This window comes from Haloflavibacter putidus, from assembly GCF_006546625.1.
Lineage (GTDB): Bacteria > Bacteroidota > Bacteroidia > Flavobacteriales > Flavobacteriaceae > Mesonia > Mesonia putida.
This window is the reverse complement of the sequence record NZ_VIAR01000003.1, coordinates 147,256-160,629: the sequence shown is the minus strand read 5'-3', so window position 1 is coordinate 160,629 and position 13,374 is coordinate 147,256. Positions and strand designations below refer to the sequence as shown.

Annotated in this window: 12 protein-coding genes; 6 read left to right on the top strand and 6 right to left on the bottom strand. The window is 36.4% G+C overall.

The window, feature by feature from the left end; translation table 11 throughout:
• Positions 1-61 precede the first annotated feature (61 nt).
• Positions 62-1,330: a carboxypeptidase-like regulatory domain-containing protein gene (locus FKR84_RS04265; RefSeq protein WP_141420959.1), complete on the top strand. Its 1,269-nt coding sequence runs from the start codon at positions 62-64 to the stop codon at positions 1,328-1,330.
• Between the two features lie 3 nt (positions 1,331-1,333).
• On the opposite strand, the gene FKR84_RS04260 is transcribed toward FKR84_RS04265, so the two are convergent.
• The 4 genes from FKR84_RS04260 to FKR84_RS04245 form a co-directional block, all read right to left on the bottom strand.
• Complete coding sequence (locus FKR84_RS04260; protein ID WP_141420958.1) at positions 1,334-2,332, bottom strand: NADP-dependent oxidoreductase; 999 nt, start codon at positions 2,330-2,332, stop codon at positions 1,334-1,336.
• Positions 2,333-2,512: 180 nt separating this feature from the next.
• Positions 2,513-2,977 carry an RNA methyltransferase gene (locus FKR84_RS04255; RefSeq protein ID WP_141420957.1) on the bottom strand — a complete coding sequence of 155 codons (465 nt, stop codon included), beginning with the start codon at positions 2,975-2,977 and terminating at the stop codon, positions 2,513-2,515.
• Between the two features lie 2 nt (positions 2,978-2,979).
• The gene (locus FKR84_RS04250; protein WP_141420956.1) at positions 2,980-3,477 is read right to left on the bottom strand and encodes a GreA/GreB family elongation factor; all 498 of its coding nucleotides are present in this window, start codon (positions 3,475-3,477) and stop codon (positions 2,980-2,982) included.
• A 128-nt stretch (positions 3,478-3,605) separates the two neighbouring features.
• On the bottom strand, positions 3,606-4,301 hold the full coding sequence (locus FKR84_RS04245) for a putative periplasmic lipoprotein (RefSeq protein WP_141420955.1): 696 nt from the start codon (positions 4,299-4,301) through the stop codon (positions 3,606-3,608).
• 147 nt (positions 4,302-4,448) lie between these two features.
• Here FKR84_RS04245 and FKR84_RS04240 point away from each other — a divergent pair, with 147 nt between their 5' ends.
• From FKR84_RS04240 to FKR84_RS04225, 4 genes are all read left to right on the top strand, one after another.
• Positions 4,449-4,817: a rhodanese-like domain-containing protein gene (locus tag FKR84_RS04240; RefSeq protein ID WP_141420954.1), complete on the top strand. Its 369-nt coding sequence runs from the start codon at positions 4,449-4,451 to the stop codon at positions 4,815-4,817.
• Complete coding sequence (locus tag FKR84_RS04235; RefSeq protein WP_141420953.1) at positions 4,817-5,401, top strand: methyltransferase domain-containing protein; 585 nt, start codon at positions 4,817-4,819, stop codon at positions 5,399-5,401. The genes FKR84_RS04240 and FKR84_RS04235 overlap by 1 nt, the downstream gene beginning before the upstream one ends.
• Before the next feature lie 88 nt (positions 5,402-5,489).
• Positions 5,490-5,861: a hypothetical protein gene (locus FKR84_RS04230; RefSeq protein WP_141420952.1), complete on the top strand. Its 372-nt coding sequence runs from the start codon at positions 5,490-5,492 to the stop codon at positions 5,859-5,861.
• A 76-nt stretch (positions 5,862-5,937) separates the two neighbouring features.
• Positions 5,938-8,031, top strand: coding sequence for a TonB-dependent receptor domain-containing protein (locus FKR84_RS04225; protein WP_141420951.1), 2,094 nt, complete (start codon positions 5,938-5,940; stop codon positions 8,029-8,031).
• A 701-nt stretch (positions 8,032-8,732) separates the two neighbouring features.
• Here the strand turns inward: FKR84_RS04225 and FKR84_RS04220 are convergent.
• Complete coding sequence (locus FKR84_RS04220; RefSeq protein WP_141420950.1) at positions 8,733-11,399, bottom strand: cation-translocating P-type ATPase; 2,667 nt, start codon at positions 11,397-11,399, stop codon at positions 8,733-8,735.
• Positions 11,400-11,699: 300 nt separating this feature from the next.
• Between FKR84_RS04220 and FKR84_RS04215 the strand changes: the two genes are divergently transcribed.
• The gene (locus tag FKR84_RS04215) at positions 11,700-12,755 is read left to right on the top strand and encodes an AI-2E family transporter (protein WP_141420949.1); all 1,056 of its coding nucleotides are present in this window, start codon (positions 11,700-11,702) and stop codon (positions 12,753-12,755) included.
• Positions 12,756-12,778: 23 nt separating this feature from the next.
• On the opposite strand, the gene FKR84_RS04210 is transcribed toward FKR84_RS04215, so the two are convergent.
• Positions 12,779-13,243: a GNAT family N-acetyltransferase gene (locus FKR84_RS04210; protein ID WP_141420948.1), complete on the bottom strand. Its 465-nt coding sequence runs from the start codon at positions 13,241-13,243 to the stop codon at positions 12,779-12,781.
• Between the last annotated feature and the right edge of the window lie 131 nt (positions 13,244-13,374).

The following is a 13,374-nucleotide window of genomic DNA, read 5'->3' as shown; positions in this document are numbered from 1 at the left end:
AAAAATTAACTTTTGTTAGTGGCTAAAATTCAGTATATTGATAAGGTAAAACCCTACTACTATGCTATCAAAACGCTGTATAAATAAAAGATATTATTATATTATTTTCAGTTTAATTTTTTTACTGTCTGCAAATTGCTTGTATGCTTTTCAGCAAGATAGTACATATACAGAATATAAAGGTATTGTTTTAGATGCCGCTAAGGAAGAAGCCATTGCCGGAGCGGTTTTACAAGTCGAAAATCAGCAAATATCAAGTATTAGCAATAGCGAAGGCAGATTTTCTTTAAAAATCCCGAACAGTATTAAAAATGCCACGGTAACTACTTCAAAAATTGGTTACCAAAGCAAATCTGTTGCTTTAAATTACTTTACGGAAGAAAATATGCAGGTTTTTTTACGAAAACGCGGTTCTAAAGCAGAGAGTCTAGAAGCGGTAAAAATATACCAAGCAAGTAATGCCCAAGGCTTAGTACAAAAAATGCTTAGTAAACGAGATGTAAATTATTTAAAAAAAGATGCTCTTTATACCGCTTTTTATAGAGAAACCGTAAAGCGTGGTAACCAGAATGTATCGCTATCTGAAGCGGTGGTAAGCCTAAAAAAACGCCCTTACCGTTCTTGGAACAAAGAAAATATTGCGATAAAAAAAGCGCGTAAGTATACAGATTATTCGCGTTTAGACACTCTAGCCATTAAACTGCGCGGCGGGCCCTATTCTACTCTATATCTAGATTTGATGAAATATCCAGATTATTTATTTTACGATAGAAGTATAAATAATTACAAATTCAGTCTAAAAAAACCAACATCGCTTTACGGACGTTATGTTCACGTTGTAAGATTTGAAGACACCAATAAAAACGATGTTTGGTATTACGGTAAACTTTATATAGATGCAGAAACTTATAGTCTCGTAAAAGCAGATTATAAACTAAATGTAGATGATGAAGCTGCTGCAACAGATTTTTTGGTTTATCGAAAACCAAGTAATTCTCAAGTTACACCTTTAGAAACCCATTATGTAGTAAATTATATTGCTGAAAACGGTAAGTGGCATTATAGCTACGGTAAAGCTATGTTAAAAGTAAAAGTAAATTGGGATAAAAAACTATTCAACTCTCGCTATACGATTAGTAGCGAAATGATGATTACCAAAGAAGAGAAAAATATCAAAAACCTTAAAAAAACCGACGGATATATAAAACCTTCGGTGGTGATGACAGATGATATTTCCGGTTTTCGAGATCCTGAATTTTGGGGCAAAAACAACATTATAGAACCCGATAAAACCATTCAAAATGCTATAGAAAAAATAAAAGATCGGTAAAAATTAAAAAACTTTTACCAGCATTTTTCCTTTATTTTCTCCCGAAAACAAGCCCATAAAAGCCTTAGGAATAGCATCAAAACCGTCTATTATAGTTTCTTCAAATTCTAATTTATCTGCTTGTAACCATTTGGCCATTTCTTGCATACCTTCATTAAAACGCTCTTGGTAATCGCCTACGGTAAAACCTTTCATCAAAACGCTTTTTTTAATTAAAGTAGTTTCTACCCGCGGTCCGGTTGGCGTTTCAGTAGAATTATATAAAGAGATTGCCCCACAATTTATTATACGCCCATTACGTGCAATATTAGCCAAAGCAGCATCTAAAATTTCGCCGCCAACATTGTCATAATAAATATCTACGCCGCTTGGCGCTTTTTCGGCAATGGCTTTTTTCATATTAGAAGTCGTCTTGTAATTTATGCCTGCATCAAAACCAAACTTCTCTTTTATCATTTCTATTTTTTCGTCGCTTCCGGCAATGCCAATTACTTTACAGCCTTTAATTTTAGCAATCTGACCAACTGCACTTCCTACGGCGCCGGCTGCTCCAGAAACTAAAACGGTTTCGTCTTCTTTTGGTTTTCCTATATCTAGCAAGCCAAAATAAGCGGTTAAACCTGTCATTCCTAAAATGCTTAAATAGGCAGTAAGCGGCGCTTTATCTGCATCTACTTTTTGTAAGTTTTCGCCTTTAGAAGTTTGGTATTGTTTCCAAGATAACATACCCGAAACAAAATCGCCTTCCTGTAAGTTTTTATTTTTTGAAGCAACAACCTCAGCAATTATAAGCGAATTAATAGGTTTGCCAACTTCAAATGGCTCGATATATGATTTTTCATCGCGCATTCTTCCGCGTAAATACGGATCTACAGAAACATATTTTGTTTTTAAAAGCACCTCACCTTCTTGTGGTGTTGGTTTTTTTTCTTCGGTAAACCGAAAAGTTTCGTCGTTGGGTTCGCCTTTTGGTCGTTCATTCAGTAAAATAACTTGATTCATAATTTTTTATTTTCAAGCTACACAAAAGTCAATAAAAGTGCTGTTAAGAAGTTGTTATACTTGAATTAGTTTAGCAGTAAATTAAATTTTATTCAGCACACGAGTATTTGCGTTTAAGAAATAAGTTCTGAATTTTTAATTTTGACACCTAAAGCAAAAGTAAAACTCGGTGCAAATTTCTTAATAAACGTGCGTGCCTTTTGTATTGCGGTCGTACATAACAATGCTGCCCGCTACCGAAACATTGAGACTTAATCTGGAATGAAATCTTATCAATCTATGCGATTTTTCTATGGCTTCTTTACTCAGGCCGTGATCTTCTGCACCCAGTAAATAAACAGCCCGCCGCGGATGTTTAAAACTTTCTAAAGCTTCTGCAGTTTCGGTTAACTCTACGCCAATTAACAAAGCACTTTTGGGCAAGTGTTTGTAAAATTCCGTAAAGGTATCGTAATGAAAATAGGGTAAAGCGCCAACGGCTTTATGCGTGTCTGATGCTTGTTTTTGGTAGCGATTGCCAATGGTAAAAATAAAACTCGCGCCAAGATTTTGTGCAGAACGCCATAAAACCCCCAAATTTTCGGGGGTTTTGCCGTTTTGAATACCAATACCAAAATAACCTTGTTGTAGATTATCTACTTTCATTTTTATGGATAAGAGATTTCTAAAATTTCTATTTTTCTGTTTTCGTCACCCAGTTTAAAAGTAACTTCCTCCCCTACTTTTTTACCGTTTAGAGCCTTGGCAATTGGCGCGGTAAAAGCAATTTTTTGTTTTTTTACATCTGCTTCGTCTACGCCAACTATTTGAAATTTCTGAATGTTTCCGTTCATTTTAAATTTTACCAATGCTCCAAACCTAACTTCGTCTTTTGGTTGATCTGTGGCCGAGATTACTTGAGCAGAACTTAAACGATCTACCAACAAGTTAAGTTTACCATCTATTAACATTGCTGCGCGGCGACGCTCGGTTTCGTTTTCAGAAGATAAGTTTGCGCGTTCATTTTCTAGTTCTTTACGTTCTTCTTGCAAAGATTTTAGACCTTGTGGTGTTACATAATTGGTCACGCCATCTGGCAAAGCTGCTCTTGGCGGTATAATTGGTGCTTCTTCTTGGTCGTCTTCTTTTACAAATCCTCTACTCATAATCTTCGGTTTTAACCGAAAAAAAGAGGCGAATTTCACATTGCCTCCTTTTTTTGGTAATTCTTAAATCCCAAGATAAGCGAAATTTATTCGTAAAACAAAAGCTTTACAAAATTTTAAGGTCGCTTCTAATTTATGCCACAAATATTGTTTATTAAATTTACTACGGCATAATCGTCTTCTATTTGAAGCTCTTCGTTTGTTTCCGTTAAGGTAACCGAAAACGGATAATCAAATCCTAAAACTTCTATATTGGTAATATCACCACCAAAATACGCTTCTACTTCACTTTGGTTGTTAAACGTTGGCGTATCTTCATTAACATACATGGTTACAGGATAATTTACTTCAAAACAAAATTGCGTCGCAACTACTACATCTTGCACACTTACAATATCATAATTGCAGTCTGCAACCAAGGTTTGAAACTCTGCTTCAGAATTGATTACGGTATTGCCAGACTCTTGAATTACCGTAAACGGAAATTCTATTCCGGTAATATGCTCGGTTTGCGTTTCTTCTAAAAGTGCGGTTAACAAAGCTTCATAATCTGTAATACTTTCTGTAGTCCCATTGTTGTATTCTAAATTGATAGGATAATCAAAATTGAAACACAAATCGGTTTGCGCTCTTAAGTTTGCAAAGTCTTTAATTTCTTCCAAAGTTGCACGTAATGCTAAACTGCCCTCGGTAACCACTACTTCTTCTTGTGGCGGATTGTTGGGATTGTCATCATTATTTTCTGGAGTAATTTGGTTGTCATCGTCAGATGAACAGGCTACGACCGTTAAGGCCATAAAAAAAATCATTAAAAATTTCTTCATCGTTTGCTTTTTAAATTTATACTGCAAAGAACGTCAATTTATATAAAAAATTGCGTTTTTATTTATGTAATTATTTGATGCAAAGACTATTCCGTTTGTTTTTTGCTATTGAAAAATTTCCGTAAATTTGAAAAAAATAAAATAGCTATGAAATTATTATTGAATTCTCTCTTACTTATATGCTTTGTTTTTGTGGGAAACGCGCAGAAAAAAGACGCTATTACTATCTTAGGAAAAGATAACTTTGCGGAAGCAATTAAAGATAATAACATACAATTATTGGATGTACGCACGCCAAAAGAATATGCCGAAGGCCATATTGCCGATGCAAAATTGCTGAATTATTTTGAAAAAGATGCTTTTAGAAAATATGCCGGAAAATTAGATAAAGACGAGCCGGTTTATTTGTATTGCCGCTCTGGTAACAGAAGTCAGAAAGCTGCTAAAATACTGGTAGATATGGGTTTTACGGAAATATACGATTTAGAAGGCGGTTATATGAATTGGTCTGAATAATGCAAAGTTTTGATCAAGATTTTTGGACCGGCAAATATCAAAACCAAGATATGGGTTGGGATATTGGCTACGTTGCTACACCCATAAAAGAATATATTGACCAATTAGAGAATAAAGATTTAAAAATTTTAATTCCCGGGGGTGGTAATTCTTACGAAGCAGAATATCTTTTTAAACAAGGTTTTAAAAATGTCTTTGTGGTAGATATTTCTGCCGTTCCGTTTGAAAATTTATTGCAACGCGAACCTAATTTCCCGAAAGAGAATTTAATTCAAAAAGATTTTTTTAAGCTGAAAGGTCAATACGATTTGATTTTAGAACAAACCTTTTTCTGCGCTTTAGATCCCTCTTTACGGAAAAAATACGTAGAAAAAATGCACGATTTGTTAGCAGATGATGGCAAGTTAGTCGGTCTTTTGTTTGATGCGCCCTTAAATGAAACCAAACCCCCGTTTGGCGGCAACAAAGCATTATACAAAGAGTATTTTAAAAACCACTTTTCTTTTAAAAAGTTAGAAACCGCCTATAACTCTATTCCGCCAAGGCAAGGAAAAGAATTATTTATTTACTTTTTACCAAAATAGACTTTCCCGGGTTTAAAAAGTTAGCTTTTTACTGATAAAAATCATAGAGCAATCTCTAACCCACCCTTATCTTTGTTCTGTGAAAAAATTGCAACAAATAAGTGCCTGTCTTCTGGTTTCGCTGGTTATAATAAACAGCACCAAATTTTCTATGGCGTATGGCTATTATTTTGGAGCCAATTCCAGTTTTGTAGCGCAATTTTGCGAAAACACAGATAAGCCAGAATTAAATTGTAACGGTAAATGCTACCTTACCAAATTAGCAGCAGAAAACAATCACGATCAAAAAGATATTCCCGCAGCCGTAACCGACTGGAAAGAGGCTTTTTTCTTTTATGAAAACACCAATTTATTTACGCTGAACCTACTTCAAGTTCGTTCTAATAAAGTAAATTGGGTGCATCAAGACCATTACCAACACCTTTTGCAAACTCAAATATTTCATCCGCCCATCGGGTAATTTAACTTTCGTATTTCTAGTTATTTTAAAGCTGTAATTTTTTACGGCATCACCTCTTATTGTTAAAAATAAACCGATGAAAAATATTTTTTTCGGGTTGCTAAGTATGGCGTTTTGTTTAAACGCAGCAGCCCAAGTTACCCCAACAGATACCACAAAAGTAAACACCTTAGAACCGGTTATGTTAAAAGGCCGGATAATTACCCAACCGCTTATGATCAAGCAAAAAGTAGACTTGACCAAAAAAGTGGTACAACCCAAGAACGTAACAGATTTGTTTAGAGATTTAAACGGATTTCATCTTATAAAACGCGGCAGTTACTCGATAGATCCTTCGTTTAGAGCGGCGCAATATGAGCAATTAAATATTCAATTTAATGGCGGAACAAAAACCATGAATTCTTGTCCCAGCCGTATGGACCCAATTACCAGCCACGTTAATCCAGACGATATTAAGGAAGTTGAAGTAATAAAAGGGCCGTTTTCGGTTCGCTACGGCGCAACTTTTGGCGGTATTATTAATTTTGTAAGCGAACCGGCAAATTATAATAACGAAGGTTTCCACGGAAGTGTAAGCTCCGGCTATGAAACCAATGCCAATGCTTTTGTAGGAAGTATAAGTTTAAGCCAAGTTACCGAAAAATTTAAGCTCTCTGGCGGAATTGCTTATCGCGATTTTGGCAATTATGAAGATGGCGATGGCAACGAAATTCCTTCTTCTTTCAGAACCATAGATTATGATTTAGGAATAGGCTATAAGCTCTCTAACAATCAGGAAATAAGTGCAAAATGGCAACAATCTTTTGGGCGCGATATTTTGCACGCCGGTTTGATGATGGACACAGAAGAAGACAACAGTTCTACACTCTCGTTAGATTATAACTATAAATATGTGAGTCCGTTTGTTCGTAAAATTACTGCAAAGGTTTATTATTCTTATGTAGATCACGTGATGAGTAATTTAGACCGGCCAATGGCAATGAGTACCGAAGCAGTTTCGCCGGTAGAGTCGCATACAGCCGGCGGTAAAGTAGAATTTACTTTAAAACCTGCCAGCCAACTCACTTTATATACGGGCGTAGATGCGCTTTTAATTAGCAGAGAAGGTGATCGTAACCGTAAAGTAAAGCGCAATATGCAAGGAGAAATTTTACCGGAGCCAATGTATTTTACAGATGCTATTTGGCAAGATTCTTATATTAACGATTTTGGTTATTTTATAGAAGGCAGGTATAAATTCAGTAATCAAACTTCTCTAACTGCCGGCGTACGTTATGATTTGGTTCTTGCCGAAAGCCAAGCACCAGCCGAAGATTTTAAAGAACTTTACCCAAATTTAGACCAAACAGAGGAGCATAACTTTTCAGGAAATATCTCTTTGCAGCAAGATTTAGGTGAAAAACATAATCTGGAATTAGCCATAGGTCGCGGCGTGCGCTCTGCAAGTATGATAGAGCGGTATATTAATCATTTTTCTGTGGGGATGGACGGACACGAATATGTTGGCAATCCGTATTTAGATGCAGAAGTTAACAACCAAATAGAATTGGGCTTAAAAGGAAGACAGAATTTTGAAGGTATTTTTAATGAACTTTCTTACGGCCTATCTGCCTATTATTCTAAATACGAAAATTACATTGCCGCGGTAATAGACCCAAGTTTAGACAAGAAATTTATGCCCATGATGCCACCCCAAGAAGTAAAACGTTTTATAAACATAGACGATGCCTATAAAACTGGTTTAGAAGCAAATATACGCGTAGGTTTCTACAAAGATTTTTTCGCTGGGGCGGAAATTGCTTACGTATACACCAAAAACAAAGATTTAGATGAAGCTATTGCTTTAACTCCACCACTTACCACCCAACTAAGTTTAGGAATGGAAAAAGAAAAGTATTGGGCACAAGTAGATTATAATATTACTTCTGAGCAAGATGATATTGCACAATCTTTTGGCGAAGAAAGCACGCCTGGTTATAGTTTACTAGATATTCGAGGTGGCTTTAAACCGTGGAATAATTTGGATATTGGATTGGCAGTTTTAAACGTCTTTGATAAGACCTACCACAATCATTTAAACTATTCGTATATAAATCAAGCCGGTTTTGAAAATGTTCCTATTAATGATCCAGGTAGAAATTTCTCAATATTTATAACCTACGATTTTTAAAAGAAGAGAATAGTATTTCTGTAAAAAAACTCGTCTGCATAATCGCCAAGACGGGTTTTTTATTTTTCCGCTGTAATTTTACTTGCAAAATAGTTTTTCCTTAGAAATGAAGTTCCAAAACACTTAGTTTCCCGAGACAAATGGCGACTAACTGTTTTTGATGAAAAACCATCAAAAGCCGTTAAAAAAAATTGCTTCGTTTAAAGACGAAGTTGAAATAGTTCATGGCAATATTACCAGTGCCAAAGAGTTGAGAAAATAACTAAAAATAAAACTCTGCTTATTCAGCTTAGCGAAGGCATAGCCCAACCCTTTAAAGAAAGAATACGAGATTGAGCTAAGACATTTTCCGCATTTCTTGAAGCTCGTATTTCAAAAATAAAAGTGAGTAGTTGGAAGACATTTCGGTTATTTCTACCGGATTTTGTCTAGCCGAAACACTTAACGTATAGGCTCTTGCATTATGGTACTATTGCGCCACTAACTTCACTTCTCCTTCTTTCACCAATAGAAAAAAAGCCGGCGAAAGCCAAAAATCATCTACTTTATCCAAATTTTTTCAGATAGTTTTTTCCGTAAAAACCTTAAAAGAAGTTTGATTCATAAAGCATTAGTAGGGTAAAAGTTTAAGTTAATTAGAGTTTATGGAAATTGCCCTTTATTTTTTATAGAATTAATTTTTCAGCTACAGCTAAACCGACTTAAAAATCTTTCTTGATAAATTTAATCAGCTGAATAATAACGCTAGGCAATAAACTGGCTATTGCGATGAGCACCCAAACCCGCATTTCTAAATCTTGAAAGTTGAAAACTTCGGCTAGACCGGGAATAAAATAGCTTACAATTACCGTCACAAAACATAAAGCTACGGCCATCCAAACATATTTGTTGCGCGTAACCTGGTTATTGAAAAAGCCTTCGGTGCCATCGCGCATATTAAAAACGTGCAGAAATTGCGAAAATGCCAAGCTAAAAAAGGCAATGTTGTTGGTAATATCTTCGGGACTTTCCCATACAAAGTGTGCATAAAGATAAGCGCCACTCACACTGGCCGCGATTATTAGTCCGTAAACGGCGATTTGCGTCCAGTTCTTTTTGGTAATAATAGGTTCTTCGGGGTCTTTTGGCGGCAAATCCATCACGCCGGAATTTCCACGACCAATTCCCAACGCCAGCGCCGGAAAAACATCGGAAAGTAAGTTGAGAAACAATAACTGCAGCGGTAAAATTGGTAAAACAAAAAGCGTAAAACTCATTAAGGCGATAATGATAATCTCGCTTAAATGATAGGAAAGTTGATACACCACAAACTTTCTAATATTACCGAAAATAATGCGACCTTGCTCAATGGCCAGTTCGATAGACTGAAAGGCGTCGTCTTTTAAAACTACATCTGCAACCTCTTGGGCTACTTGCGTGCCGCGTTTTCCCATTGCGATGCCGATATCGGCTTTTTTTAAGGCGGGCGCGTCGTTTACACCATCGCCGGTCATTCCCACAATTTCGCCCTGTTCTTGGTAAAATTCGATGAGTTTTAATTTTTGTTCGGGCGTTACCCGCGAAAATACTTTAGTGGCCACTACTTTTTCGGCCTCTTTATTTAATTCCTCGCCCATATCTTTTCCGTGTACAACGCTTTCCTGCTCATCTTCTTCATTGGCAAGATGCACTTCTTTGGCCACGTTTTGCGCCGTTCCAGGATGGTCTCCGGTAACCATTACAACTTTTATTCCGGCGTTTTTAGTAATATCCATACTGTTGGCTACTTCTTTACGCGGCGGATCTATAAAGCCTACCAAACCGGTAAAAACCAGTTCGTACAGAAAATCTTCTTTCGCATCGCCTTGCGGAAGTTCTTTTGGCTCTTTATAAGCAAAGCCTAAGACTCGTAAACCGTCTTTGGAAAGTTGATTGTTTTTTTCGAGCCATTCTTTTTTATCTTCATCGGAAAGCTCTTTTATTTCGCCGTTTACCAAAATCTTTTTAGAGCGTTCCAGAATTTTATCTGCAGAACCTTTTCCGGCCATATAAAAACCGTCTTCCACTTCGTAAACCGCTCCCATTACCATAGAATCGGAATCGAACGGATCGTGTAATTTTCGTTGTAATTTTTTATGCTTCTGAAATTTTTCTTTGTCGAAAGCTTTGGTAAAATTCAGTAAAGCAATTTCCAGCGGATCGCCTTTGGCATCGTTACCATCTTCCTGTAAAGAAGCATCGTTGGCCAGAACGCATATTTTAAATAAAGCTTTAAAATTATCCTGGTTTTCTGCATTTTCGGTATCGGGAAGTTTTGGTTTGTCGTCGTCCCAATTTACCTTCCAGTATTTATCGCCGGGAACGGCAAAAGCTTTTACAGTAAGTTCGTTTTTGGTAAGGGTTCCGGTTTTATCGGTAAAAATTACGGTGGTTTCGCCCAGGGTTTCCACCGCACTCAAGCGTTTTATAAGCACATTTTTTCTGGAAAGACGCAACATTCCGCGTGCGAGCGCAATACTGGCCACAATTGGCAAACCTTCCGGAATGGCGGCAATAGCCCAGGCAATGGCGGTTTGTACCAATAAATACACCTCTTTGCCCGCAAAGTAACCAAAAGCGAAAAAAGCTGCTGCCAGCCCAAGAATTACATAAATAAGCACTTTGGTAAGTTTATTCAATTTTTTATCCAGAGGAGTTTGGCTGGCTTCCTGATCTTGCACCATTGCAGAAATACTGCCCATTTCGGTATTCATTCCGGTGGCAACAGCAATGGCTTTTCCTTTTCCACCGGTAACGGGCGTACCTTTATAAACCATATTTTTGCGGTCGGCTACCTGTTTTTCTTCCTGAATAAGTTCCGGTTTTTTATCGACGGGTACCGATTCCCCCGTAAGGGCAGCTTCATCTACTTTAAATTCGGTAGCTTCTATTACGCGGGCATCGGCGGTAATTAAGTCGCCTGCATTTACCATTAAGATATCGCCCGGCACCACTTCTTCTGCATCTATTTCTTCTTCTTTCCCCTCCCGAAGTACATTTGCTTTTACTTTATCTATTTCTTTTATGGCCTGCATGGATTGTTGGGCCTGATATTCCATCCAAAAACCAATAATGGTGTTGATTAAAAGTACTACTGTTATGGCGATTCCTTCGGCGAGATCGCCCATTGCAAAAGCCAAAATTGTAGCCGCGACCAACAAATAAACCACGGGATTGTTGATTTGCGCCAAAATAATTTCCCAAATGCTTTTACCTTTATGTTCTTCTAATTTGTTGCGACCGTGTTCTTCTAGCGCTTTTTTAGCCTCTTCCTTGCTCCAACCTTTTTCAGGATCTACTCCAAAATTTTCGACTACATCGGTAGCTTCTTCTCGGTAAAAATTTTCCACAAATAGTTGGTTTTTGGTTTACTACGGAAAATATAAAAAACCCATTAAAATGCCTTTTAGCTTAACGTATTTTTAGCAAGTTTATACTTTTTTTAGTATTATTTTAGATTTGGGTTCTGAAAGTAATTTCGTTTATTATTATTTCCCCGAAAGGGCAGACTTGCTCATAATATTTTAAGAATCACTTTAAAATTCCGTAAAGAAAATAACAGTTTATTTTAAAAGTTCGTTTGATTTTTAGGCTTTCTTTATATTTTCCTTTTAAAAAACTTCTTACCTTTCAAACTTAAGTTTAAATCAATGTCGCAAGAAAAAAACCAAGAAAGAGAGTATAGCTTTGTCAAAAAAGTGTGGATTGTTGGCTTAATATTTTCGTTTATTGCCACTGCTCTTTTAATAATTGAAGCCACTTTTGACTTGGTCATATTGGTTTTGGCCGGCGCACTTATAGCTTGTTATTTTAGAGGAATTAGTATTTTCTTGCAACGAAAATTTAACTGGAGACCCCATATTTCGCTGACGGTTTCTGTCTTAGTATCGTTTTTATTATTTGGCGGAATTTTTTATTTGGTGGGCTCTACCGTAGTATCTGATGCTACCGAAATACAACAGTCTTTTCCGAAAATGGTAGAAGATGTGGAACAACTTTTAAACAAAAGTCCGCTGGGAAGAGAAATAATTGTTCAGGCAGAAGCAATTAAATCTTCGGAAGAATTTTCTAGCTTTTTATCTACTTTTTTTGATGCAACTTTGGGAGGTATTATTAATATTTACATTTTAATTTTATTGGGAATTTTCTTTACCGTTGCTCCCGGAATTTATGCCAACGGGATTCTTCAACTTGTGCCTCCTAAAAAACGAACTTCTGCAAAAGAACTTATGGTACATTTGGGATCTAGTTTAACCAAATGGCTGGCAGGAAAGTTTATTGCCATGTTTGGTGTTTTTGCACTAACCGCTATTGGTTTAATCTTGCTGGATGTGCCCAGATGGCTTACCTTATCTATTTTGGCCGGTTTGCTCAATTTTATTCCAAACTTTGGTCCGCTTGTTTCTGCCGTTCCGGCTATTATGGTAGGTTTATCGCAAAGTCCTACCATGGCGCTAACCGTAGCAATTTTATATTTTGTAGTGCAGTTTATAGAAAGTAGCCTAATTACCCCAAAAGCACAACAAAAACTGGTTAAAATACCGCCAGCATTAATTATTCTTGCTCAGGTTTTTGTTGGTGCACTTTCAGGTGTTTGGGGTGTTATTTTTGCCACTCCGTTAGTACTTATCATTTTAATATTGGTGCAAGAACTTTATGTAAACCCTATGAATGGGAAAGAAGAAGGTTTTGATAAACAGCTATAAATCAAGGTTTAATTCTCTTTTTACTAAAACTTTAATCGCATTTTTACCGTTGCGCGAGAAAAAGCGGCGTTGTTTACCGGCACAAATTTAAATTTGTATTTGGTGTAGAGGTTTAAAGCGCTAACCAAACTATGGTTGGTATATAAAACAAGGCTGTCTAAATTTAATTCTTTTGCTCTCTCTAAGGCTTTTTCCAGCAATAATTGCCCTACTTTTTTGCCTTGGTAATTTTTATTTACGCCCATTTTTGCCAATGTAAATTCCTTGTTGTTTATGCGTTCTAAAGCAACAGAACCAATTATTTTTTGGTCAAATACGGCCAAATAAATATAACCGCCACAATTTATTATCTCTTGTCTGGGATTATCAAAAAACTTTTTATCTAAGGCTGTTACCTCAAAATATTTCTCTAACCATTCATAATTTATAGCCCTAAAATCTGCTTTGTATTGGTCTTGATACGGAATAATTTTTACCATTTCTGCCATAATTGTTACTCCTTCTATTTTTTTGACGAATATACCTATAAATACTTCACGAAGGCTTTTGCTTTATGGCAGCACTTGTCGCTTCCGTAAAGCAATTATCCTGTTTACTTTACGGAAAAAATAAAACGTAA

Bases quoted from the DNA above. Each gene is read 5' to 3' on its own strand.
- FKR84_RS04265 (WP_141420959.1), top strand. From the start codon at position 62: ATGCTATCAAAACGCTGTATAAATAAAAGATATTATTATATTATTTTC.
- FKR84_RS04260 (WP_141420958.1), bottom strand. From the start codon at position 2,332: ATGAATCAAGTTATTTTACTGAATGAACGACCAAAAGGCGAACCCAAC.
- FKR84_RS04255 (WP_141420957.1), bottom strand. From the start codon at position 2,977: ATGAAAGTAGATAATCTACAACAAGGTTATTTTGGTATTGGTATTCAA.
- FKR84_RS04250 (WP_141420956.1), bottom strand. From the start codon at position 3,477: ATGAGTAGAGGATTTGTAAAAGAAGACGACCAAGAAGAAGCACCAATT.
- FKR84_RS04245 (WP_141420955.1), bottom strand. From the start codon at position 4,301: ATGAAGAAATTTTTAATGATTTTTTTTATGGCCTTAACGGTCGTAGCC.
- FKR84_RS04240 (WP_141420954.1), top strand. From the start codon at position 4,449: ATGAAATTATTATTGAATTCTCTCTTACTTATATGCTTTGTTTTTGTG.
- FKR84_RS04235 (WP_141420953.1), top strand. From the start codon at position 4,817: ATGCAAAGTTTTGATCAAGATTTTTGGACCGGCAAATATCAAAACCAA.
- FKR84_RS04225 (WP_141420951.1), top strand. From the start codon at position 5,938: ATGAAAAATATTTTTTTCGGGTTGCTAAGTATGGCGTTTTGTTTAAAC.
- FKR84_RS04215 (WP_141420949.1), top strand. From the start codon at position 11,700: ATGTCGCAAGAAAAAAACCAAGAAAGAGAGTATAGCTTTGTCAAAAAA.
- FKR84_RS04210 (WP_141420948.1), bottom strand. From the start codon at position 13,243: ATGGCAGAAATGGTAAAAATTATTCCGTATCAAGACCAATACAAAGCA.